This window comes from Noviherbaspirillum sp. L7-7A (assembly GCF_019052805.1).
GTDB lineage: Bacteria > Pseudomonadota > Gammaproteobacteria > Burkholderiales > Burkholderiaceae_D > Noviherbaspirillum_A.
Map to the genome: position 1 here is coordinate 1,928,116 of NZ_JAHQRJ010000001.1, position 22,258 is coordinate 1,950,373.

General features: G+C 60.5%; 21 protein-coding genes and 2 tRNA genes. 4 read left to right on the forward strand and 19 right to left on the reverse strand.

Annotated elements, in window-relative coordinates; translation table 11 throughout:
• Positions 1 to 11: 11 nt before the first annotated feature.
• From eutC to KTQ42_RS08790, 8 genes are all read right to left on the reverse strand, one after another.
• Positions 12 to 779, reverse strand: coding sequence for an ethanolamine ammonia-lyase subunit EutC (gene eutC / locus KTQ42_RS08755; protein WP_217345165.1), 768 nt, complete (start codon positions 777 to 779; stop codon positions 12 to 14).
• A complete protein-coding gene (locus KTQ42_RS08760; RefSeq protein WP_217345166.1) occupies positions 776 to 2,185 on the reverse strand; it encodes an ethanolamine ammonia-lyase subunit EutB in 1,410 nt (469 codons plus the stop codon). The genes eutC and KTQ42_RS08760 overlap by 4 nt, the downstream gene beginning before the upstream one ends.
• Before the next feature lie 81 nt (positions 2,186 to 2,266).
• Positions 2,267 to 3,736: a hypothetical protein gene (locus KTQ42_RS08765; RefSeq protein WP_217345167.1), complete on the reverse strand. Its 1,470-nt coding sequence runs from the start codon at positions 3,734 to 3,736 to the stop codon at positions 2,267 to 2,269.
• 184 nt (positions 3,737 to 3,920) lie between these two features.
• On the reverse strand, positions 3,921 to 4,085 hold the full coding sequence (locus KTQ42_RS08770; protein ID WP_217345168.1) for a hypothetical protein: 165 nt from the start codon (positions 4,083 to 4,085) through the stop codon (positions 3,921 to 3,923).
• 48 nt (positions 4,086 to 4,133) lie between these two features.
• Positions 4,134 to 4,451 carry a hypothetical protein gene (locus KTQ42_RS08775; protein ID WP_217345169.1) on the reverse strand — a complete coding sequence of 106 codons (318 nt, stop codon included), beginning with the start codon at positions 4,449 to 4,451 and terminating at the stop codon, positions 4,134 to 4,136.
• A 139-nt stretch (positions 4,452 to 4,590) separates the two neighbouring features.
• On the reverse strand, positions 4,591 to 5,895 hold the full coding sequence (locus KTQ42_RS08780; protein WP_217346875.1) for a solute carrier family 23 protein: 1,305 nt from the start codon (positions 5,893 to 5,895) through the stop codon (positions 4,591 to 4,593).
• 244 nt (positions 5,896 to 6,139) lie between these two features.
• On the reverse strand, positions 6,140 to 6,628 hold the full coding sequence (locus KTQ42_RS08785; protein WP_217345170.1) for a TspO/MBR family protein: 489 nt from the start codon (positions 6,626 to 6,628) through the stop codon (positions 6,140 to 6,142).
• A gap of 54 nt (positions 6,629 to 6,682) precedes the next feature.
• Positions 6,683 to 6,758 (reverse strand) — tRNA-Ala (locus tag KTQ42_RS08790).
• A gap of 93 nt (positions 6,759 to 6,851) precedes the next feature.
• Between KTQ42_RS08790 and arsC the strand changes: the two genes are divergently transcribed.
• Positions 6,852 to 7,223 (forward strand): arsenate reductase (glutaredoxin), encoded by a 372-nt coding sequence (gene arsC / locus KTQ42_RS08795; RefSeq protein WP_217345171.1) that lies wholly within the window; start codon positions 6,852 to 6,854, stop codon positions 7,221 to 7,223.
• Positions 7,224 to 7,249: 26 nt separating this feature from the next.
• On the opposite strand, the gene KTQ42_RS08800 is transcribed toward arsC, so the two are convergent.
• The 5 genes from KTQ42_RS08800 to KTQ42_RS08820 all read right to left on the reverse strand — a co-directional run bounded on the left by KTQ42_RS08800 (position 7,250) and on the right by KTQ42_RS08820 (position 11,405).
• Positions 7,250 to 8,497, reverse strand: coding sequence for a rhomboid family intramembrane serine protease (locus tag KTQ42_RS08800; protein ID WP_217345172.1), 1,248 nt, complete (start codon positions 8,495 to 8,497; stop codon positions 7,250 to 7,252).
• Positions 8,498 to 8,663: 166 nt separating this feature from the next.
• Positions 8,664 to 9,815, reverse strand: coding sequence for an acyltransferase (locus tag KTQ42_RS08805; RefSeq protein WP_249222693.1), 1,152 nt, complete (start codon positions 9,813 to 9,815; stop codon positions 8,664 to 8,666).
• A 221-nt stretch (positions 9,816 to 10,036) separates the two neighbouring features.
• Positions 10,037 to 10,531 carry an arsinothricin resistance N-acetyltransferase ArsN1 family B gene (locus KTQ42_RS08810; RefSeq protein WP_217345173.1) on the reverse strand — a complete coding sequence of 165 codons (495 nt, stop codon included), beginning with the start codon at positions 10,529 to 10,531 and terminating at the stop codon, positions 10,037 to 10,039.
• Between the two features lie 67 nt (positions 10,532 to 10,598).
• Positions 10,599 to 10,796, reverse strand: a complete 198-nt coding sequence (locus KTQ42_RS08815; RefSeq protein ID WP_217345174.1) for a hypothetical protein — start codon at positions 10,794 to 10,796, stop codon at positions 10,599 to 10,601.
• Between the two features lie 366 nt (positions 10,797 to 11,162).
• Positions 11,163 to 11,405 (reverse strand): hypothetical protein, encoded by a 243-nt coding sequence (locus KTQ42_RS08820; protein ID WP_217345175.1) that lies wholly within the window; start codon positions 11,403 to 11,405, stop codon positions 11,163 to 11,165.
• A gap of 280 nt (positions 11,406 to 11,685) precedes the next feature.
• On the opposite strand from KTQ42_RS08820, the gene KTQ42_RS08825 reads away from it, so the two are divergent.
• A complete protein-coding gene (locus tag KTQ42_RS08825) occupies positions 11,686 to 12,972 on the forward strand; it encodes a tyrosine-type recombinase/integrase (protein ID WP_217345176.1) in 1,287 nt (428 codons plus the stop codon).
• Between the two features lie 111 nt (positions 12,973 to 13,083).
• On the opposite strand, the gene KTQ42_RS08830 is transcribed toward KTQ42_RS08825, so the two are convergent.
• The 4 genes from KTQ42_RS08830 to KTQ42_RS08845 form a co-directional block, all read right to left on the reverse strand.
• Complete coding sequence (locus KTQ42_RS08830) at positions 13,084 to 13,401, reverse strand: hypothetical protein (RefSeq protein WP_217345177.1); 318 nt, start codon at positions 13,399 to 13,401, stop codon at positions 13,084 to 13,086.
• A gap of 20 nt (positions 13,402 to 13,421) precedes the next feature.
• The gene (locus tag KTQ42_RS08835; protein ID WP_217345178.1) at positions 13,422 to 14,324 is read right to left on the reverse strand and encodes a hypothetical protein; all 903 of its coding nucleotides are present in this window, start codon (positions 14,322 to 14,324) and stop codon (positions 13,422 to 13,424) included.
• A 482-nt stretch (positions 14,325 to 14,806) separates the two neighbouring features.
• Positions 14,807 to 15,313, reverse strand: coding sequence for a hypothetical protein (locus KTQ42_RS08840; RefSeq protein WP_217345179.1), 507 nt, complete (start codon positions 15,311 to 15,313; stop codon positions 14,807 to 14,809).
• A 2,202-nt stretch (positions 15,314 to 17,515) separates the two neighbouring features.
• Positions 17,516 to 18,076 carry a recombinase family protein gene (locus KTQ42_RS08845; protein WP_217345180.1) on the reverse strand — a complete coding sequence of 187 codons (561 nt, stop codon included), beginning with the start codon at positions 18,074 to 18,076 and terminating at the stop codon, positions 17,516 to 17,518.
• Positions 18,077 to 18,519: 443 nt separating this feature from the next.
• Here KTQ42_RS08845 and KTQ42_RS08850 point away from each other — a divergent pair, with 443 nt between their 5' ends.
• Entirely contained in the window at positions 18,520 to 19,038 is a 519-nt protein-coding gene (locus KTQ42_RS08850) for a hypothetical protein (protein ID WP_217345181.1), read from the forward strand.
• A 126-nt stretch (positions 19,039 to 19,164) separates the two neighbouring features.
• On the opposite strand, the gene KTQ42_RS08855 is transcribed toward KTQ42_RS08850, so the two are convergent.
• Positions 19,165 to 19,255: transfer RNA gene (locus KTQ42_RS08855), tRNA-Ser, on the reverse strand.
• 197 nt (positions 19,256 to 19,452) lie between these two features.
• The gene (gene acs / locus KTQ42_RS08860; protein WP_217345182.1) at positions 19,453 to 21,435 is read right to left on the reverse strand and encodes an acetate--CoA ligase; all 1,983 of its coding nucleotides are present in this window, start codon (positions 21,433 to 21,435) and stop codon (positions 19,453 to 19,455) included.
• Between the two features lie 197 nt (positions 21,436 to 21,632).
• Here acs and KTQ42_RS08865 point away from each other — a divergent pair, with 197 nt between their 5' ends.
• Entirely contained in the window at positions 21,633 to 22,247 is a 615-nt protein-coding gene (locus tag KTQ42_RS08865) for a TIGR00645 family protein (protein WP_217345183.1), read from the forward strand.
• The last annotated feature ends 11 nt before the right edge of the window (positions 22,248 to 22,258 follow it).

Below are 22,258 nucleotides of genomic sequence, written 5' to 3' on the forward strand. Positions count from 1 at the left end.
CGGCCCCTGCCTCATGCGTCAGGTGCGGCCAGGGGCTGCGCCGCGTCGCTTTCATCCTTGAGCATCACGCCGCTGGTCTGGCGCAGCATTGCCTGGGTCATCAGGAAATGCAGCTTGTGCGCCGCCGCCGCATAGTCGAGGCCGGCCGGGCGCACATTGGAAATGCAGTTGCGCTCGCTGTCCATGCGGCCGGGCCGGGGCGACCAGGTGAGGTAGATGCCCAGGCTGTCCGGCGAACTCAGGCCCGGCCGCTCGCCCAGCATCACGACCGCCAGCCGCGCGCCCAGCGCCGCGCCGACATCGTCTCCCAGCGCCACCCTGCCCTGGCGCGCAATCACCACCGGCCAGGCCCAGCCGCCGAAGGCGTCGCGCAGCAGGCGGGCAAGCGCCGGCGCATGCTGCTGCGCCGCCTGCGCCGACAGGCCGTCGGCAATCAACAGCGCCACTTCGGCGCGCGGCGCGCCCTGCAGAAGATGCAGGCTGGCCTCATCCAGCCGCCGGCCGAGGTCGGGCCGCAGCAGATAGGTCTCGCGGTCCGGCGCCATGCTGTGTACCTCCAGCGTGGAAAAGCCCTGCGCCGCCAGCGCCTGCGCCAGCGCCGCCGCATCCAGCGCGCCATGCACCGCATCCCTGGCCTGGGCATGCGCCAGGCCAAAGCGCAGCAGTTCATCGGTGGGCATGCTGGCGCCCACCCGGCCCAGGCCGATGCGCGCCGCGGTGCGCCGGCGCAGCACCTGCCACGGATCGGCGGCGGGCGTATCGGGCAGCCTCTGCGTCATGGCCCCGCTCCCGCCGATAGCCCTGGCAGCAGGGGCAGCGACTGCATCAGGCTGTGGCCGGCGCGGCTGTCCAGCAGTTCGCCCTGGCCGTCGGTGATGCGCATGGCCGAAAGCCAGGCCTCGAATTCCGGCGCCCGCTTCAGGCCAAACAGGCGGCGCAGGTAGAGCGCGTCATGGAAGGAGGTGCTCTGGTAGTTGAGCATGATGTCGTCGGCGCCGGGCACGCCCATGATGAAGTTCACCCCTGCCGCGCCCAGGAGGGTCAGCAGCGTGTCCATGTCGTCCTGGTCGGCTTCGGCATGGTTGGTGTAGCAGATGTCGCAGCCCATGGGCACGCCCAGAAGCTTGCCGCAGAAATGGTCTTCCAGGCCGGCGCGCAGGATCTGCTTGCCGTTGTACAGGTATTCCGGGCCGATGAAGCCGACCACGGTGTTGGCCAGCAGCGGCTTCAGGCAGCGCGCCACTGCATACGCGCGCGCCTCGCAGGTCTGCTGGTCCATGCCATGATGGGCATCGGCCGACAGCGCGCTGCCCTGCCCGGTTTCGAGGTACATCACGTTGTCGCCCACGGTGCCGCGCCCGAGCGACAGGGCTGCATCGCGCGCCTCGTGGAGCAGCGCCAGCGTCACGCCAAAGCCGGCATTGGCGCGCTCGGTGCCAGCCACCGACTGGAACACCAGGTCCAGCGGCGCGCCGGCCTCGATGGCGCGGATCTGGTTGGTCACATGGGTCAGCACGCAGCCCTGCATCGGAATGTCAAAACGCAGCCGCACCTCGTCCAGCATGCGCCACAGCGGCAGGAGCGCCTGCAGCGAATCGCTGGCCGGATTGATGCCCACCACCGCATCGCCGGCGCCGTACAGCAGGCCGTCGAGCATGCTGGCGGCAATGCCGGCGACATCGTCGGTCGGATGGTTGGGCTGCAGCCGCACCGCCATGTGTCCCGGCAGCCCGATGGTATTGCGAAACCGGGTCACCACACGGCATTTGCGGGCGGCCAGCACCAGGTCCTGGTTGCGCATGAGCTTGCTGACGGCGGCGGCCATTTCGGGCGTGATGCCGGGTGCGGCCTGTGCCAGCGCGGCGCTGTCGGTGGCGTCGTCGAGCAGCCATTCGCGCAAGCCGCCAACGGTCAGGTGCGCCAGCGGCGCGAAGGCGGCGGCATCGTGGCTGTCGATGATCAGGCGGGTGACCTCGTCCTCTTCATACGGCACCAGCGCTTCATTGAGGAAGGCCGGCAGCGGCAGGTCGGCCAGGGCCATGCGGGCGGCCATGCGCTCTTCGTCGCTGTCGGCTGCGACACCGGCCAGGCTGTCGCCGGAGCGCGCCGGGCTGGCCCGGGCAAGCAGGCTCCTGAGGTCGTCGAAGCGATAGACATGCCGTCCCACCGTGCTTGTGTAACCCATGCCGCCCCTCCCCGACCGGCTGGCCGCGGAGTGCGGCCATACAAAAATTGAGAGCCGGGCGCGGGCGATTCGTTCCCGCCTTCAGCGCTGCATGGCCATCGACACCAGCGCCAGCACGCCGCATACCACCAGCGCATTGGTCAACGCGAAGCGCCAGTTGCGGCCGAAGCTGATCTCGCCCGGGCCGATGCCGGCATAGCGGCTCGCCGTCAGCGACACCACCGAGAACGGCGTCATGTTGGCCGACAGGCCCCAGCCGGCCAGGATCGCCGCCATGTGGGTCAGGGGCGGCAGGCCCACCACCTGCGGCGGCAGGCTGGAAGCCAGGAACACCGCCGACAGCACCGGATGCACGCCGGCCAGCGCGGTAACGATGATGGCGCTGACCAGGAAGGCCAGTGCAAGGAAGGCATGGCCGCTGAGCGCGGCGCCGACGGCATTGATCCATGACGATGGAAAGGCATCGGCCAGGATGCTGCCGGCGCAGCCGGCGGCCATGAACAGCAGCGCCTCGCTGGCCAGCGCGCCGAAATTCTCCATCGCGCCGCGCAGGCCGCGCACGCCGTCGGCAACCCGGTGGCCCGGCCGGCCGGTGGCGGCATTGAACAGCAGCGACACCAGCGGCGCCAGCAGCACGATGGCGGCCGAGATCACGATGTGCAGCACGAAGCTGGTGGTCATGATCAGCGCCAAGAGGCCCAGCAGCGAGATCAGCAGGGGCAGCGAGGTGCGCAGCAGCGTTGACATCGGCGTGACCGGGCCGTCCTGCCGCAGCGCCTGGGCCCGGACCGCCGCCAGGTTCATCAGCGCGCCCACCACGATCGTCACCTGCCCGATCGCCAGACCGACCGGGAATACCTGCAGCCAGGACAGCGAGGGATAGAGCGCCAGAAGGATGGCCATGTTGCCGAACACCGGGCTCCAGCAACTGGCGGCGGCAAAGCCGCGCCCCACCGTCACCACGGTGGCGGTGCGGCTTTCCGACAGGCCTTCGGTGGACGGCGCCGCCATCACGAACATCAGGTTGGCGCCGGCCAGGCCAAGGATGCCGGAAAAGAACTGGCTGGCAAGGGTAAAGGACAGGTAGCGCCGCGTGCCCTGGCGCTCGCGCAGGCCGGCGCCGATGAAGCCGATGCGGTGGCTGCGCATGGCGCAGCGGGCAATCAGCATCACGCTGCAGGTCACCGAGATCAGCAGGGCCGCAATGAAGATGCCGCGTTCCAGCGCCGCAATCGGCGCGCGGGCAAACGGCATGGTGAGTGCGGCAATACCGAACAGCATGAAGGAGGTGGTGCGCAGCCGCTGGTTGATCTGGCGGTAACCGGAAATGATCAGCGCCATCGCCGCCGCGCCAGCCACCATGAACAGCCAGGACGGCCCGCCAAAGGCCCTTGCCAGGGTGACGGCGATCAGCACCAGCACCGACAGCATGCCCGCCCTGCCGCCGGGCCGTGGCGCGGGCGGCGGGGATGGTGGCGGTACGGGATCAGGCGGCGCGGCGTGATGGATGGATGAATCGCCCGCATCGCGGACGGCTGACGGGAGCGGCATGGCGGGTCAAGACCGGGAAAGCCAGCAGGATACTGCAAAGCAGCGTTGCAGGTCGTGCATAAAGTCAACCTGCATGCCGGGGAAGCAGCGGGCCTGGGATGTGGAAGCGCCGGCGTTTGCCGTCAGGGACGCCGGCGCGGTGATGCGGCAGGTAATGCAGCGAAACTTGTTACGGTGAAGCCTGTTACGGCGAAGCCGGGTCGTCCGGATCGGCGTGAGCCGGTTGCTTGCGGTCCATTTCCTCGCGGCTGATTTCACGCGGCGCCTGGCCCGGCTGTACCGGCTTGTCAGCCGCCGGCGCAGGCCTGTCGGGCGGGTTTTCCTTTTCCGGAATCTGGTTCATCGCCATGTCCTTTTCCTGACATCGTCAGAAGCCATCAGTGACGATCGGCAAGCCTCAGGCCTGCTCTTCGCCGCCTTCGGAAAAGCGCGAGCGGCGCCGCCGGTCGCCAAGGATGTTACGCAGTCCGACAATGCTGATGTCGGTCAGTTCATGCATGCGGATCAGCATCGCCGCGTCCACCTCGCGTCGCATTTCGCGCAGGTCGCTGATCACGGACTCATCCACTTCCAGCGCCTCGCTCAGCGCGGCATCGTTGGGCAGATTCAGCTCGTCCAGGATGGAATCGAGCAAGTGGTTGGAATCGTAACTGCCGAGGTCCGGGTCATCGGCGCTGTCTCCTTGACCCCGCCCGCCTGGCCAGTAAAGAGCCATGTTGTTCTCCTTGAAGCTTGGGAGACCGCACTTTGGGGCAGTAACCGGAAACTCAAGCTGCAGCGCAACATGCCGGCGCGCAAGCATGGGGCGGCCCTGCGCGATGCCTGACGGCATAATGCGCAGGGCAAGGCGCGCTTCAGCGACGCGCGCCGCCGCGTGACAGCAGCGCATGCAGGATGATGGCGCCGAAGGTGGCGGTGCCGATGCCGCCCAGCGAGAACTGGCCGAGCTTCAGGGTGAAGTCGCCGGCGCCCAGCACCAGGGTGACGGCGGCGACGATCAAGTTGCGGTTGTCCGAGAAGTCGACCCGGTTCTCGACCCAGATGCGGGCGCCCGCCACGGCGATCAGGCCGAACACCACGATGGATACGCCGCCCAGCACCGCGCCGGGAATGGTCTGGATCACCGCGCCGAATTTCGGCGAGAAGCCCAGCACGATGGCCATCAGCGCCGCCACCACGAACACCAGCGTGGAATAGATGCGGGTGACTGCCATCACGCCGATGTTCTCGGCATAGGTGGTCAGGCCGGTGCCGCCCATGCTGCCGGAAAGCATGGTGGCGACGCCGTCGCCCAGGAAGGCGCGGCCCATGTACTGGTCGAGGTTCTTGCCGGTCATGGCGCTGACGGCCTTGATATGGCCGAGGTTCTCGGCCACCAGGATGATGGCCACCGGCGCCAGCAGCGCCATCGCATCGGCCCGGAACACCGGAGCGACGAAGCTCGGCATGCCGAACCAGGCGGCATTGGCCACCGCAGCGAAATTGATGGGCTTGCCCAGGCCGGCGCCATTGGTCAGCAGCGCATAGATCACATAGGCCAGCAGCAGGCCGATCAGGATCAGGAGGCGCTGCGCCATGCCGCGGGTAAATACCGCCACGCCGCCCACGCACAGCACCGTCACCAGCGCCATCCAGGCATCGAAACTGTTGGCGGTCACGCCCTTGACCGCGATCGGCGCCAGGTTCAGGCCGATCACGGCCACCACCGCGCCGGTCACTACCGGCGGCATCAGCTTTTCGATCCAGCCGGTGCCGATCGCGCTGACCAAAAGGCCAATCAGCGCATACAGCGCGCCGCAGGCAATGATGCCGCCCAGCGCAACGCCGAGGTTGGTGTTGGGCCCCTGCCCGCCATAGCCCGACACCGCGATCACCAGCCCGATGAAGGCAAAGCTCGAACCGAGATAGCTGGGCACCCGGCCGCCGACAAAGACAAAGAACAGCAGCGTGCCGATGCCCGACATGAAGATCGCCAGATTGGGATCGAACCCCATCAGGAGCGGCGCCAGCACCGTGGCGCCGAACATTGCCACCACATGCTGCAGACCCATGGCGATGGTCTGCGGCCAGGGCAGGCGCTCATCCGTGCTGATCACCTGGCCGAGGCCATCTTCCGTGCCTTGCCGCACACGCCATTGCGGGAAATATCCCATCCGTATTCTCCAAAAGAGTGAGAAGCGGCCGACTGGCCAGGCAGTCGGCCGTGCTTCAAAAATGTTGCGCGCGGCAAGTTTATTGACTGAAAGGCGAAATCACAATGACTGAAGATCGACTTTTGAAAGACTTTTTCATGCTGACCTAGCATGGTGCAGACGATTCATTCAATTGGGGCATGAGCCGGTCACGGATGGCTGCCGCCGCTCCCGGACGGCGCAGGCCATGCATCGGAAACGGGCGTGGAAATCAGCCCAGCAATTGCGGATTGAGTCGCCAGGTCGCGTAGTTGAGCACGCTGGCAAAGGCCACCCAGGCCAGGTAAGGCAGCAGCAGCGCGCCCGCCAGCGGCCGGATGCGCCAGAACGCCACGGTGGTGGCAACAATCAGCGCCAGCAGCACGAGCACATCGATGAAGGCGAGCCCGCCCCGGTGCCAGGCAAAGAACAGCCAGCTCCACAGTGCGTTGACGACCAGCTGCAGCAGGAACAGCCAGCCGGCATGGCCCATGCCGCGCCAGCCCCGTTCCCGCCATGCCAGCCAGGCAGCCACGCCCATGGTCAGGTAAAGCATGCTCCAGACCGGGCCAAACACGTATCCGGGCGGCGCCCAGGCGGGCCGCGCCAGTTCGGCATAGAAGCTGCCGGCATTGATGGAAGCGGCCGCGCCCAGCGCGGCAGTCAGGAAGCAGGGGAGCAGCCAGGCCACGAGGCCAAGGAACTGGGTGCGCAGGAGCATGCCGGCCTGAGCCTTTCGGCAAATGAAGTGAAGGATAGGAACAACTGCGGGAAGTGGTGGAGCGGAGGAGGATCGAACTCCCGACCTTCGCATTGCGAACGCGACGCTCTCCCAGCTGAGCTACCGCCCCATGGGGTCCGATTGTAGTGGAGGCTGCGCGCGGCGCGCAAGCATCCGGCCATGCTCCCCAATGCCTATAATTGCGGCCCACAAGGAGGACTTCATGCGTACCACGATTTATCACAACCCGGCCTGCAGCAACTCGCGCGGCGCGCTTGGCATGATCCGTGAAGCCGGCATCGAGCCGGACATCATCGAGTATCTGAAAACGCCGCCCGACCGGGCCCTGCTAGCGAAACTGATTGCCGATGCGGGCCTGACGGTGCGCGGCGCAATGCGTGAGAAGGAGCCGGTCTACCGCGAGCTGGGGCTGGACGATCCGGGGCTCGCCGACGAGGCGTTGCTGGATGCGATGCTGGCCCATCCGGTGCTGATCAACCGCCCGTTCGTGGTGACGGAGCGCGGCACCCGGCTGTGCCGGCCGGCCGACCTGGCGCTGGAGATCCTGCCGCCGCGGTTACAGGAAGGCGCCTGACAACCGCTTGAAAAGCCGGCGCGCAGTCAGCGCTGCGGCCCGGCGTGCGTCTGCTGCCAGCTTACGATGCGGGCGCGCAGCTGCTTGACTTCCCGCAGGATCTCGGCCCGACGCGCCGGGTCCGCCGGCGGCGGCGGCGCATTGTTCCTGGCAAAGCCGGTTTCCATCCGCGCCAGGTCTTCCATCAGCGCGACCATGCGCTGCAGGTCCGCCAGCAGGGGCGCCCGGGGATCGCTGGCCGGCAGCCGGATCGCCGCCAGTTCTTCGGCGGTCTTGTGCAGCGCTTGCGCATGCACGGTCTGCTGGCGCAGCACGCGCAGGGACTGGGTCATGCGGCCGGCATTGGCTGCCCGCTCTTCCAGCGCCATGCGCGTCATGATCATGTCAAAGTCACGCAGCGCCTTTTCCATCGCGCTGCCCGCCTGGAAGGCGCCCCGCACATCCACTGCGGCCGGCGGCGCGCTCACCGCCAGCAGCACGGTGGCAGCCAGCACTGCCGCGCCAGCCGCCAGGGTGCGATGCCGGGCCTGGCTTGCGCTGCCGCGGCCGCTGATGCGCTCGGGCAGGACCAGCGCCAGCAGGCAGCCGGCCAGCAGGCCGCCGACATGGGCCGCATTGTCGACCCGGCCGCTGCCGAATCCGCGCAGCATGCCGTCGAGCAGCAGCAGGCCGATGCCGGCCAGCGTATAGAAGCTCAGCATCGTCGGCAGGAAACGGCGATGCCGCAGCGCCGCCACAAGCAGTGCGCCGGCCACGCCGAATACCGCGCCGGAAGCGCCGACCGCGGTGCCATGCTGCGCCGAAAAATGCAGGCTGAGCGCGCTGCCGGTCAGGCCGGCGCCGAGATACAGCAGCAGAAAGCGGCGGCTGCCGTACACCCGTTCCACCGTGGGTCCGGTGCATAGCAGGCCGGCCATGTTCATCGTCAGGTGCATCAGGCCGCTATGCAGGAACACCGCAGTGAGCAGGCGCCACCATTCGCCGCGCTGCACTTCGGAGGCGGCATTGCCTCCCCATGTCAGCATCTTTTCCGCCGGTGCCTGCAGCAGCGCCGCGCCCGAAGCCAGGGTCAGCAGCCAGACCGTGACGTTGAGCAGGACCAGCGCATAACTGACCCAGGGCTGGCGTGCCAGCGCCTGGCGCCGGTTGGCAAAGCCGGCGGCCGCGCCCGGCGGCCGCGCCTTATCGGCGCCCGCGCCTGCCTTTGCCGGCGCGGCCGCTGGCGGATGGGTCGGTACCGACTGTGCTGAGTGCCTGTCCTGAAATGGTTCCACGGTATGTCGTCGATGCGACCCTGGGTGCGTTGAATGAAGACAGCGCAGGTTGCGCCATGGCGCTTGCCGGCGGGTGCCTGCAACTGGCTGCCGGCGTCCTGATGCCAGTCGGCAAGCTACCAGAAAAGCAGCGCGGCTGCACGGACGATGCTGCAGGTTGCGGCCTTCAGGCGGCGACGCCCACCCGGTCTGCCTGTACCCGCCTTGCCGGCGACAGCCACTGTCCAAGCGGACGCTCGACGAAGCGGAAGAAAGCGGCGCCCGCTGCCAGGCTGGCGCCCCAGGCGACCAGCATGCCCAGGCCCTGCCAGCCAGCCGTCCCCGGCATCATGCGGATGAACAGCGCGTTGACCAGCAGGCAGACCGGAAAGTGCACCAGGAACACCGAATACGACGCCCGGCCCAGCCAGCCCAGCAGCGGCGAGACCAAGCTCGCGCGCCCGCCGGAACGCCAGAACGCCAGCAACAGCGCCAGCACGGCTGCCAGGACAATGCGCTCGCGAAAGTCGATGACCAGCGCCAGCAGCACTGACAACAGCATCGCCGCCAGCAGCAGCCGCCTGCGTCCGGCGGCGCCGACCCGCGCCCACCATGCCAGCGCGCCCAGGCCATAACTGCCGAAAAAGTAAGGCGCCCAGACATCCAGGGCGGTATCCCGATTGAACACCACCAGTGAGGCGGCCGCCATCAGCGCAATCACCAGCGGCACTGTCCACGGCCTGCGCAAAGCGGCAAGGCCCTGCCCGCCCCTCGCGCACAGCCATACCGCCGCCGCCATCAGCGCATAGAGCTGGAAATCGATGGCGATATACCAGACACCCGCGGAGATTGCCTCGTAACCCAGGATGTCATGCACCAGCAGCACATGGGCTGCCAGCTGCGCCAGCGTGGTGGGGGCGGAAATCGAATAGTGGCTCATCCAGCCGCCGGCCAGCGCGGAAGCGCAGCTTGCCAGCAGCATCGCGACGATGAACGGCGGCGCAAGCTTGAGGTAGCGGCGCGCCAGGAGGCTGGTCAGGGCCGGCGTTGCACCGGGCCTGGCGATGCCGTCCGGACAGAGCGAGCGCGCCGCCAGGAAACCGCCGATCACCAGGAACACCTGCACTGCCATGCGGCCATACAGGTCCAGCCAGTCGATCAGCAGGGGTGCAGCCGGGCGCACATGATCCGACATCGGCCCATAGAAGGCGAGATGGTGAAGGACGATCAGTTGTGCCGCGAGTCCCTTGAAGCCGTCCAGGAACCCCAGGTGCTGTGCGCCATTGGAGCGCGGCCGCACGCTATGCAAAGCGTCCTCGTACGACGGGGCGATCAGCAACAGGGCGGCTTGGCATCGGCGCGGAATGCGCGTCACTGGCGTGTTCAATCATCGGACTTTTCAATCGGAGAACTCAGAAAAAGGCCGCCATTATCGCTGTTTTATGAATAAAACGTTAAGTCCGGGAAAAAGTGCCCTGCCCGCTCCGGCCCCAGGCCGGCTGCAACTTGCAAGGAAACGGGGGGTGGGGTTGGCGTCGCCGTCTTCCGCTACGCAGGATCCTAGGCCGGTTGCGCCAGCAGGCATTCCCAATAGCCGACGTCCAGCCACTGGTCGAATTTCCGCCCGACTTCCCGCATCCGTCCGACGGCACAAAATCCGAACGCCTCGTGCAGCGCCACGCTGGCCTCGTTGGGCAGCACGATGCCGGCCAGCACCGCATGCACGCCGCGTCCGCGCAAGGCTTGAAGCAGCGCCTGATACAAGCGCGTACCCAGGCCCATGCCGGCAAAGCCAGGCGCAATGTAGACCGACGATTCCACGGTGTACCGGTAAGCGCTGCGCGGCTTCCATGCCGTGGCATAGGCATAACCGGCCACCGCACCATCGATTTCGGCAACAAGAAAGGGCAGTTTGGGAAGGATGGCTTCGATGCGCCGCGCCATCTCGTCGGCGCCGACGGCATCTTCCTCGAAGGTGGCGGTGGAATGCAGGATGAAGTGGTTGTAGATCTGGCAGATTGCCGGAGCATCGGCGACCGTGGCGGCACGTATCATGACAAGGGTTTCTTGAGGGAATGTTGTTATTGTAATCTGCCCGCCTGCCCGCGTGCCGCCACACCGGTCAGTCGACCGGAAACTCGTCAGGCGGCGCCAGCGGATGCGCCCGGCGCCTGTCAACCGACAGGTATTTCTGCTCGCAGTGGCTGACATCGACCGTCGCGACGCAGGCTTCGAAGTCATCCGCCACGCCGGCGCTTTCGAAGGTATAGATGATGTCGTTGACCTGCACTTCGGTCGGGGAAACACGGATATTTGCCATCGGCAGCCTCTCTTGGTGGTGAATGTCGTGAACGGAAATGAATAAAGAGAATTATCCGACTGCATAAGTGCCGGGCAGTTTCAATGACTGGCGGGATTGATCGGCGTGAGGCTGATCAGATTATCGATTACCGGGAGTGTACGAGGATGGAGAGGCGGGTTTCGAAGCCGGCACCGGATTTGATGTGATGCGATCCAATATGATCTGATGTCACGTGAAGCGAGCAGCGTAGCGATCGATGCGGTTGAACAGTGCTGCGCGGCCCTTGCCGGCTTCATTGGCCGCATGGGCTGATACGATTACCCAGCGTTGAAGCCATTCCGGTCATGCAAGGAGCCAGTGCAGCCCGCTGCAGCAGTGCATAAACTACGACGCATCGTCATTGCCTTGCTGCGCCATGACATCGTCCTTCAATTCCGCCCTGAAAGTCGCCAGCGCGCGCCGCATCCGAAGCATTTTCAGCATCAGCTCCGCCTGTTCATTGGTGTCGCCTCCGGCAGCGGCCATTGTGACGATGACTTCCTGCAGCGCGTTCAGTCTCTGCTCGAGTTCCTCGATCTGCACATCGATCAGGAACAGACTAGCCTGCCCATGGACCCTGTCTTCCATGCCTGTCCTTGTTGAGTTTCGAGCATGGTAGGCCGGATTGGGTTTTTTGACGGTATGCATGCTGACATAGGCAGGGTACGCCGCGATGGAGCCTGCAGAAATGGAAAAAGCCCCTGACGGGGCTTGTTACATTCTGGCGGAGAGAGGGGGATTCTCATACCTTATTGGAAATAAAGTCATTTTCCCCTATGAGACAATCACTTAGCTAAACTTTCAATTGCTATGGGGTGTGGTTTTGGGGTATGGTTTGCACCTTCAGCCACCAAGGAACATTTCTTCCATGTCATCCCTCCCTAAGTATCTGACCAAGCGAAAGCAAGGCTTCTATGCAGTCATGGAGATCCCTAAGGCCCTCCGCCCTGCCTTCGATATGAAGCCTCGATTCCTTCAGTCTCTTGAAACGAGAGATCAGAAGCTGGCAGAGAGAAGGCTCCCTATCATTGTCACTCGCTGGAAGGATCAGATAGAGAAGGCCAAGGGAAATGAAGGGAAGCCTACAGGCATTCTCTGGGAGGTCATGCAGTGGCGTAAGAACATCGAAGAAACACCCGATGGTGCAGCCCGTGAAGTAGTCGAAACTCTAGCCTATGAGTGGGTAGAGAAGCTCGCAGAACAGAAAGGAGTCCCAGCAGCTCAGGAAGCTACAGGCATCCTCTTCTACGATATCCAGCCATTGCAGCCTCATATAGAACCTTGGGCAGCGACAATCACTCACTTGGATGCCAAGACCCAATCACTCCAGAAACTCGCTGTGACGGACCTCTGTGCATACTTCAAGACGAATGCAAAGATCGATAAGACCACGGTAAAGGAATACCTGTCCTATCTGAAAACCGACAAGAACCTGTCTGACAAGACGATTACTATCCGGCTCAGTTCGATGCGCAGCTTCATCAGATACATGGATGAACAATTCCACACAGACCATCTCCCGCTGTTCACGATCAAGGCCCTGACAAGAACCACGACAGCCAAGACCACAAAGCAGAGAGCTTGGATTCCATTTGCTGCTCAGGATGTCTCCAAGCTGTACGAAGCGGCCCTCTCCAAGCGGAAGCCCGACTATGCCCTTGCTGATCTAATTGCCTTTGGAGCCTATACAGGCTGTCGAATTGAGGAGCTGGCGCAACTCAAGGCAGAACACTTCACAGAGAGCAGCTTCAAGGTGGAGGATTCCAAGACTGCTGCGGGTATCCGTGAGGTGCCTCTCCACCCTGCCCTGTCTGATCTCGTGAAGCGGCTGACCGAACAAAGTGAGGGAGGATTCCTGCTAGAAGGCAGCGATGAGGGATCATTCGGGAAGCGGAGTGACGCCCTGGGAAAACGCTTTGGGAAGCTGAAGACCTCCCTAGGGTTTGGCCCTCAGCATGTCTTCCATTCCATCAGGAAAACCGTAGTCAGCCAGCTAGAGCAAGCAGGAGTCAACGAGAACACCACGGCAGACATCGTAGGCCATGACAAGCCAAGGATTACCTACGGGCTTTATTCCTCAGGAGCCAGCCTCAAGCAAAAAGCTGAGGCCCTCTCCCAGGTAACCTATGGGGGATCTCTGGGAAATCCTGCTTAGCACCTGAACTTCTATCGACCAGCTCCGTCGAACACATGCAGTAGAAGTGCATTTCCCTGGAAGTATTAGCCCGCTCCCTCCTCCGAGAGTCTGCGGGCTTTCTTTTGGTCTCTAAACCAAGCCTCGCCGGAAGGCTTCAGACATCAGCATCCATTCCCCAGCGATCTGCACTTCGTTATAGCCATTCGACGCAACAACGCTGGTGTTTTGACGCATGGGGAATCCCTTGGCGATGATCTGCTGTGCAGAGGATTCTGCTGGCATGGAGCCAATGAGATCCGCTGGGCCTACGAAGATGAACTTATTGCCTATCATCCGTATGGCTCCTGCCATGACGAACTGCTTGATGGTGTTACGGACTCCATTGATGGTCACAATGGTATCGATGCTTGCTGCTACTACTTCGGTATTTGGGGCAGTGATTGCCATGGTATTTCCTTGATTGATTATTAGATGAGGTTGGCACGAGCGGCTGCCTTGAGACCTAACCAGACCCCGTTGATGCGTACTTGGTCCTGCTTATCTACGGTCCTTGTCTGGAATCCGTTAGCCCGGAGAGCCTCTACGCTGGGCGCTGTGCTGCTTAGGAACTTGCTTACCAGCGGCTTATAGTCAGCGAGATTCCCTTGGCGAATATGCTTGTTCAATGCTCCCAGGAGGGCGCTCTTCTGAGTCTTGGCAAATTCATAGAAGGCCGGGAGATCCTCCTTGCCAATTCCCTGCTTCGCTAGGTAGCTATCTGCCTGCTGCTGATAGGTGCCAAGGATAAATTGCGCTCTCTGGGAAGCATCGCTAGGCTCGATGCCAGAACCCATGGACAACTTGCGGACTACTGCGTTGAAGTCCACATCGCCAGCCAAGTGGGAGATTCCCAAGGAGAGACCAGCTTCTAGCGTGTTGTCATCGAATACCGACATCGCAGCATCCACAGCATCAGCGAACTCTTGGGGCATGCCGGGGGTATCTGAGAGATCCTCCTGAACCTGAGGAGCCTCCTCGATAGCAGGGGCCAGCTCGTAGCCATTAGGACCACTCTGGAGGATGCCTGCGGCCACAAAGTCTTGGACTCGACCCTGAGTGCCCCCCAGACTCACGATGGTCTCTGGGGTGATCTCAGTAGCAGGAAAGCCATTCTGTTTCAGTGCCGTGGAGCGCCAGTCATCAGGCTGGTAAGGCGTAAGCTCCGATGCGCTGATCGACCGGCTGATGTGGCTGGTCTCGCTGGTGGCCTCGCCATTGCGGAAGATGACTGAGGTTACCTCGCCAGTATCCCGGATTGCGGGAGAGGTGTAGGGAGTCTCCTGGGATTCTTCAGGAGCCACATAAGTGGAATAGCTATGGAAATTGGACATTGTTGTTCTTTCTATTTGGTTATCAATCCATGGCGGATTGCATTGGAAATCGTGCAGTAACTGCCGGGGGCAAACATAACGAGGTCTCGGGCTGCTGTTCTGCCTGGTATTACCTTGTAGCCCCGCCTCTCCAGCTCTCTCAGCGAGAATTGATTTGGCTTAGTAGGGACAGAATCAGAGAGCAGAGTTGGTCTGGTAGATACTTGGAAGAACTTGGAGCCTTCTTGGATGACCATCCCGTAACGGAGGAAAGACTGGACACTCATGGTCACCTGTCCGATGGTCAGCACAGACTCCAAGGTGGTGGAGTCAGGTAGTGGAAGCATCTGGGGATTGCTTGGAGAGGTTCTTTAGTCGGACCTGTAGCTCCCGCTCTACCATTTGCTCGACAAGCTCCCTCAGTGCGTAGGGATTCACTGGGTTACCCATCCACCTGCGGAATGCTGCGGTGAGGACCTTCTCTGTGTTAGAGAGCTTGGGCCTCATTTCTGCGCCTTGTAGGAGTTAGCCAAGGTGGAGCCAATACGAAGTGAGGCACCCAGGTAATCCGGCATCTGTGGAGTCTTCAGAGAACTCACTTGGTTCACTGCGGATGTCTGTACGTTCTCTCGCTGCATATTGAGTGCAGTGACGTTATCAGTCAGGTTTGCACCCACAGAGGTGTTATAGCGGCTCTGAGAGGCTTCTATCTCGCCCAAGAGGGCATCCACAGACAATCCAGAGACACCATTCTCGCCAGCAGACACACGGGAGGTAGAGAGGGCTTTACGAGCCTGGAGGTTGTTCTCGAAGACCTTCTGTCCGGCCTGCTCAGTGAGTTGCTGTTTCTGCTGCTCGATCTGGGTCAGATTCTGATTACGGGCAGTGATAGCGTTCTGTCGCTGGGCTGCATTGGACTTCTCTTGGGCATGCGCTGCTTGCTGCTGACCATACAAGCCTGCACCTGTGCCGATAGCACTCAGGCCAGCTAGGGCACCTGAAGCGGTCATAGCTCCACCAGCTCCGATGAGGCCAGCGGTTGCTGCGGTGGTGGAGGTTGCTGCGGACCCTACGAGGAGGGCTGTCATTGATGCTGGTTCACACATTATTCATTCATCCATAATTTCAGTACATGGCTCCCCTGGGAGAGGAGGAAGAGACCGCATCAAGTACTCATGGCGGTCTATGCGGCTATCTATGCGCCCTGCGAAGACATCTCTGAAGGAGTAAGGCAGGGTGTGATATTCCCTTGCCATGTCCTTCAACGTGGCTATCTCTTTGTCATTCATGGTTACAATTCTTGAGTGTCTAAGTAGGTAATTCTTGTGCTCAAAACCGTTAGAAATAGCGAGGAGCTACGCTGGCATGGACTGCATGCTGATCGCAGTTCCTGTGCAATTCCACGTAGGGGCGTAATGACTTTCTGGGGATGCCTGAATCAGGCCCTCACGCTTTGCCTCCAGAATCACCCCCAGGAAAGCAAAGAGAGGGACTCTCAAATTGGCTTTCTGGTACTCGCTGAGGCTCCTGAATCCCAGATACTCACAGGCTTGAGCTGCTGTGATGCCTACCTTGTGGAGGTACTTACGCATGTCTCTAGGAGTGCAAGGGAGGGAGTGAGCGGGAGACCGTATGCCAGCATCCCGGAACAGATCCGACCACAGGCTAGAGTCCAGCCAGGAGAGCTTTAGGGACTCCATTCTCAATACTCACTGTCGATACGTCCGCAGGGATAGACCACCATGCGGAGAGCAGTCGGGTCTAGCTTGAATTTCACGTTCTTGGCATCCTCCGACAAGAATATGACTTGGGGAGCATCCTCAGTACGGATTGTGGGAGGGACTTGCACTTGGCCCAGCGGAGGAATCAGCAGGGATGCAAAGGGAGTTTCATTGTTCATGTTGGTATGTGGTGAATATTGGATAAAAAAAGAGAACCTCTAGGGTTCACTCTCGGTGCTTCATGAGGTGCTTTACCTCTTCCTTGACTTGCTCGTCACTGAGCCTGGAGACGCCTCTCAGATACAGATCCAAGGCCCTGCGGACGACTATAGATTGACTAGGGTTCGTCGCTGTGACCATGCAGAGGCGGTGCTTGGTGGATTCGTACTGACGGAGGATGCTTTCCGATACCTTGACTTGAAAGGTTTGGCCTCGACGACGACGAATGGCAGTCCGGGGGACGAGCTGGGGGAATTCTTCCGCAGCTACTATGAGTCGGCTCATGGGGATTCCTGGGATTGTGGTTAATGAAAGTAAAACGACAGAGCATCAAAAGCTCATAGACAAACTTTGTCGCCTCCCTGAGGACATCTCTGGATAGGCTCGGATACTGAAGATATGGGAGACCTAGATCCCTCAGACTCTCCCTTGCTGCTTGCGATATGGGCCAAGTGATCGGCTTCTACGTATGCGGGGAAGTGAGGGCTATCTAAAGATGGCTCAGGGACCGACAATGATGGGAGACACAAGATTTATGTCATCCCTAGGGATATCTTCTGGAGACTTATGGAGGAACCTAGAGGGTGATCTAAGGGGATTCCATAAGAGATCCAGAAGGTTATCTCTAAGATTTAATTTATTATGATATTAATCATATATGTCTTATCTCTTAGAGAAGACTCAGAGACAACTAAAGAGATCTTTAGATTGCCCCCTTACCCCCATAAATGGTCGGTAAGGTGTCTGTGAGGTGATACCGTCAACCACGCCCCCGTGTGGTCAACATCCTCGGTAAATCTTGGAGAGAATCTCTGGGAGGCATCCATTCGAGGTATGCCAGAGAGAATCTCGATGAGTCTACCCTGGAGATCCGCAGGGAGCATCCACGGTGGGATGTCGGGGATCTTCAAGGGGCGACCCCTATCTTCTATAGTGGATGAGTCAAGTTCACCATCTGCCAGTCACGGTCAATTGGCTCATTCCTTCTATACTGCAGGAGTCAAAATTCAGGCCCTATCGAGGATCACATAGAACCTCAGGAACCACAGTTCCAAGGAGCCTGTCTTGGTCTCCACCACGGGTTTCCACTCGGTGTTCTTGGTGGTTTCAATCCATGCCTGCTGTCTGCCAAACTTGAAAAACATGATGCTGTTCCCTGGAGTTATCGGTTATGAATGATTTACTACAGGAAACAAGTTAACAGAATGGAACCTTGATTTCAATCAATATAAGCATGATCTTTTTCAACTATTCCGCTTATGGAACAATGACTTAGGCTAACTCAGGGAGAAGCCTATAGACAGTGGCCCTGGAGATCCCATACTTCTTCCCCAGCTCTGTCTTGCTGCCTGTGAACGTCTTAGCCTCTTCCCTCAGTTGCTGCACTTGGGCCTCACTGAGAGCCTCCTTCCGACCAAACTTCACACCCTCAGCCATAGCCTTCTCCCGGCCCTCTGCGGTCCTCTCGTTGATCAGGCTCCGCTCCATCTCTCCGACTGCTGCCAGGATGTGGAAGACCATTTTTCCTTGAGGTGTACGAGTATCGATGCTGGCATTGTCGAGCACTACAAAGTCTACTCCCTTGACTTCGAGAGCCTCTACGATCTTCACAGCATCAGAGACGCTACGGGCTAGCCTGTCGAGTTTGGTAACCATGACGGTATCACCCTCACGGACGAACTCAATGAGGGTCTGTAGGGCCTTACGGTTGTCTGTGGACTTCCCAGAGAGCTTCTCAGCCAGCACCTTCTCACAGCCAGCCTCCTTGAGCTTCTCTTCCTGGATCTCGTAGCTCTGACCTGTCGTGCTTACTCGTGCGTAGCCAATCTTCATTGTTGTCTCCCTGTCTCAGAACATCTAAGGTGATGTGAGACTTCATTATGAGACAACTTTTAAGACGATGCAAGTGAGCAATCTTGGCTGTCTTATAACTTGTAAGATTTGAGACGGTAGCCGCAAGGATAGTTGTGTTAGCGTAATACCAATGTCATGTCGATTCGTTACGCTGGAGCCACTCAATGGAGGTGCCCATGCTTTGCATCGCGATAATCACAGGAACTGTAGCCTTGGTAGCCCTTGCTGTGCGCTACAACGTCACTGAGAGAGACATGGAAGGGTACTAGCCCCGGATCATCCCTAGGTAGACCAGCGGCCCCCATAGGGGGGAAAGGCCCACGCCCTTATCACGAGGTGGGCTTTCAGATTTTTTCAACAAAACATTTATAGATGGAAAAGTTATAGGCGATACTGAGGCTTTGCCGTTTCCATTTCTGACCATGCCTGCCCAAGTTGAAACCTTAGCTTTGTCATCAGAGTTGCTTAAAATTGTCCCTGTTGTTTCTGGAGCCTTTCTTGCGATCATCGGCGGTATCCTAAGCCAAGTCGTGACTTACCGCTTAAATGGGAAACGGGAACACGCAAAGTTAATGCGGGAAAAACTTGAGGTCTTTGTTCAGAGTCTTTACGAACATTCTGATTGGCTCGATGAGAAGCGCAATAAGCTTGTCTATAGCGATGAATCCCATGACGTGCCATCGCCTTTAGATAAAGCAATGATGCAGCAAAGGCTGTATTTCCCTGAATTAGGCCCTGCTTTATCGGGCGTGGTAGAAACAGCGCTTCCGCTAGTCCTGTATTTCACGGAGCAGCGGGTCAGTCAATTAAAAGACCGCAGACAGTGGCTAAACACCCACGACACTTCTGTTCATAATGAAATGTACAAAAAGTACAGAGTTTCATTAGAGAAAGCATTCGAGCAGGCAGCAAGGTTAAGCTCGAAATATATTAGGACTTAGTTTTCCAAACACAAAAGGCTCCATCTCTGGAGCCTCGCTAGTCGCTTCTTAGGGTGTGGTAAAGGGGTGTGGTCCTTTACCGTTTCCTAAGAGCTAATTCGTTGATTTATAACGATTTTATGTCCCTGGCGGAGAGAGGGGGATTCGAACCCCCGATAGGCTATGAACCTATACACGCTTTCCAGGCGTGCGACTTAAACCACTCATCCATCTCTCCTGCATCTGGCGGTAGCGCGGCGCGGCCGGCGCTACCCGACGAAGGCGCAGATTATAGCAAAATTTCCCAGAAACACACGTCTTTTTGCATCGCGCGGAAATCATGGTTTGGGAGCCGGGAATTTTCACTTTGCGACCATTCGCGACCACAAAAAAGCCGCCGTGCGCCAGGCACGGCGGCTCGGATGGCGCGCCTTCTTAAATAGCGTGCTTGAGTTGGTCGAGGATGGCCGGGTTCTCCAGGGTCGAGACGTCCTGGGTGATTTCCTCGCCCTTGGCCAGCACGCGCAGCAGGCGGCGCATGATCTTGCCGGAACGGGTCTTGGGCAGGTTGTCGCCAAAGCGCAGCTCCTTGGGCTTGGCGATCGGGCCGATTTCCTTGCCTACCCAGTCGCGCAGCTCCTTGGCGATCTGCTTGGCTTCGTCGCCCACCGGGCGCGGACGCTTCAGCACCACAAAGGCGCAGATCGATTCGCCGGTGGTTTCGTCCGGCTTGCCGACCACGGCGGCTTCGGCTACCAGCGGATGCGCCACCAGCGCCGATTCAATTTCCATCGTGCCCATGCGATGGCCGGAAACATTCAGCACATCGTCGATGCGGCCGGTGATGGTGAAGTAGCCATTGTCCTTGTTGCGGATCGCGCCGTCTCCGGCCAGGTAAGTCTTGCCACCCAGTTCCTCGGGGAAGTAGCTCTTCCTGAAGCGCGCCGGATCGTTCCAGATGGTGCGGATCATCGACGGCCACGGACGCTTCACCACCAGGATGCCGCCCTGCCCGTTCGGCAGGTCCTGCCCGGTCTCGTCGACGATGGCCGTCATGATGCCTGGCAGCGGCAGCGTGCAGGAACCCGGCACCATAGGCGTTGCGCCCGGCAGCGGCGTGATCATGTGGCCGCCTGTCTCGGTCTGCCAGAAGGTGTCGACGATCGGGCACTTCTCGTGGCCGACGTTCTTGTAGTACCACATCCAGGCTTCCGGATTGATCGGCTCGCCCACCGAGCCCAGCAGGCGCAGCGAAGACAGGTCGTAGCGGTCCGGATGCACCGCCGGTTCGGCATCCGCCGCCTTGATCAGCGAGCGGATCGCGGTCGGCGCGGTGTAGAAGATCGAGACCTTGTGGCGCGCGATCATGTCCCAGAAACGGCCGGCATTCGGGAAGGTCGGCACGCCTTCGAAGATGATCTCGGTCGCGCCCACGGCCAGCGGGCCATAGGTGATGTAGCTGTGGCCCGTCACCCAGCCGATGTCGGCGGTGCACCAGAACACGTCCTGCGGCTTGATGTCGAAGGTCCACTTCATCGTCAGCGCGGCCCATAGCAGGTAGCCGGCCGATGAATGCTGCACGCCCTTGGGCGTGCCGGTGGAACCAGAGGTATAGAGAATAAACAGCGGATGCTCGCTCTCCACCCATTCCGGCTCGCAGCTGTCCTGCTGCTGCGCCACCAGTTCATGCATCCACAGGTCGCGCCCTTCGGTCCAGTTGATCTTTCCCTTGGTGCGCTGGTAGACGACCACATTGCGCACCGCCTCGCAGCCGCCTAGTGCGAAGGCATCGTCGACGATGGCTTTCAGGGGCAGTTGCTTGCCGCCGCGCACCTGCTCGTCGGCGGTGATCACGGCCACAGCGCCGGCGTCGATGATGCGCTCCTGCAGCGACTTGGCGGAAAAGCCGCCGAACACCACCGAGTGGGTCGCGCCGATGCGGGCGCAGGCCTGCATCGCCACCACGCCCTCGATCGACATCGGCATGTAGATCACGACCCGGTCGCCCTTCTTGATGCCCAGCGACTTCAGGCCATTGGCAAACCGGCAGACGCGGCCATGCAGCTCGCGGTAGGTCAGGCGGGTGACTTCGCCGCCGTCGGCTTCGAAGATCACCGCGGTCTTGTCGGCATTGCCGTTTTCCAGGTTGCGGTCGAGGCAGTTATAGGAAACATTGAGCTTGCCGTCGCCGAACCATTTGTAGAAAGGCGCATCCGACTCGTCCAGCACCTTGGTGAAGGGCTGCTTCCAGCTCAGGTTCTCGCGCGCCAGCCGGCCCCAGAAACCTTCGTAGTCGCGCTCGGCTTCGTCGCACAGGGCGCGGTATGCGTCCATGCCGGAAATCGCGGCCTGGCTGGCCAGCTCTGCCGGCGGATTAAAGACCCGGCTTTCCTGCTTTAAAGATTCGATGTCTGCCATGCTTGTCTCCTGCATTAATTAAATGGAAAGTTGCTGCTCACGATAGACGCAAGGACTTACTCGTTCCTTACATTGTCTGATGCATAATGTCGGGCCTTTATTCCCGGGGCAAAGCCGCAGACCGCGCGTGCTGTTGCAGTGTAGAATGCCGGCGGCACAGATGCGCCAATTTGATACAAGCCAAGATCACAATGACGATGTCCCAGAATTCCGAGAAACAGGTCGCCAAACCCATCGGTCCGCTTGCCAGCTTCATCTTCATGAGCCGCTGGCTGCAACTGCCGCTGTACCTCGGCCTGATCCTCGCGCAGTGTGTGTATGTCTATCATTTCTGGGTGGAGCTTTCCGACCTGATCGGCGCAGTGCTGGGCAATGCCGACTCGCTGGCGCACATTCTCGACGCCGTCACCGTGGACGGCGCGCCGCGGCCTTCCAAGCTGACCGAAACCACCATCATGCTGGTAGTGCTGGGACTGATCGATGTGGTCATGATTTCCAATCTCCTGATCATGGTGATCGTTGGCGGCTACGAGACTTTCGTCTCACGCATGAATCTTGAGCAACATCCGGACCAGCCCGAATGGCTGTCCCACGTTAACGCCACCGTGCTGAAGGTCAAGCTCGGCACGGCCATCATCGGTATCTCGTCCATTCACTTGTTGAAGACCTTCATTAACGCCAGGGCCTATGACGAGAAGACCCTGCTTGCACAGACCGGCATCCACCTGGTGTTCCTGATCTCGGCGCTGGCGATTGCCTACAGCGACCGCATCATGTCAATGACAGCCAATGCCGACCGCGACAATCACTGACCTCAAAGACG

Coding starts and splice junctions, on each gene's coding strand:
- KTQ42_RS08830 (WP_217345177.1), bottom strand. CDS start 13,401: ATGGCAATCACTGCCCCAAATACCGAAGTAGTAGCAGCAAGCATCGAT.
- KTQ42_RS08845 (WP_217345180.1), bottom strand. CDS start 18,076: ATGAAGATTGGCTACGCACGAGTAAGCACGACAGGTCAGAGCTACGAG.
- KTQ42_RS08810 (WP_217345173.1), bottom strand. CDS start 10,531: ATGATACGTGCCGCCACGGTCGCCGATGCTCCGGCAATCTGCCAGATC.
- KTQ42_RS08840 (WP_217345179.1), bottom strand. CDS start 15,313: ATGACCGCTTCAGGTGCCCTAGCTGGCCTGAGTGCTATCGGCACAGGT.
- KTQ42_RS08865 (WP_217345183.1), top strand. CDS start 21,633: ATGTCCCAGAATTCCGAGAAACAGGTCGCCAAACCCATCGGTCCGCTT.
- KTQ42_RS08820 (WP_217345175.1), bottom strand. CDS start 11,405: ATGGAAGACAGGGTCCATGGGCAGGCTAGTCTGTTCCTGATCGATGTG.
- arsC (WP_217345171.1), top strand. CDS start 6,852: ATGCGTACCACGATTTATCACAACCCGGCCTGCAGCAACTCGCGCGGC.
- KTQ42_RS08835 (WP_217345178.1), bottom strand. CDS start 14,324: ATGTCCAATTTCCATAGCTATTCCACTTATGTGGCTCCTGAAGAATCC.
- KTQ42_RS08850 (WP_217345181.1), top strand. CDS start 18,520: ATGCCTGCCCAAGTTGAAACCTTAGCTTTGTCATCAGAGTTGCTTAAA.
- KTQ42_RS08825 (WP_217345176.1), top strand. CDS start 11,686: ATGTCATCCCTCCCTAAGTATCTGACCAAGCGAAAGCAAGGCTTCTAT.
- KTQ42_RS08815 (WP_217345174.1), bottom strand. CDS start 10,796: ATGGCAAATATCCGTGTTTCCCCGACCGAAGTGCAGGTCAACGACATC.
- KTQ42_RS08775 (WP_217345169.1), bottom strand. CDS start 4,451: ATGGCTCTTTACTGGCCAGGCGGGCGGGGTCAAGGAGACAGCGCCGAT.
- KTQ42_RS08785 (WP_217345170.1), bottom strand. CDS start 6,628: ATGCTCCTGCGCACCCAGTTCCTTGGCCTCGTGGCCTGGCTGCTCCCC.
- KTQ42_RS08770 (WP_217345168.1), bottom strand. CDS start 4,085: ATGGCGATGAACCAGATTCCGGAAAAGGAAAACCCGCCCGACAGGCCT.
- acs (WP_217345182.1), bottom strand. CDS start 21,435: ATGGCAGACATCGAATCTTTAAAGCAGGAAAGCCGGGTCTTTAATCCG.
- KTQ42_RS08765 (WP_217345167.1), bottom strand. CDS start 3,736: ATGCCGCTCCCGTCAGCCGTCCGCGATGCGGGCGATTCATCCATCCAT.
- KTQ42_RS08760 (WP_217345166.1), bottom strand. CDS start 2,185: ATGGGTTACACAAGCACGGTGGGACGGCATGTCTATCGCTTCGACGAC.
- eutC (WP_217345165.1), bottom strand. CDS start 779: ATGACGCAGAGGCTGCCCGATACGCCCGCCGCCGATCCGTGGCAGGTG.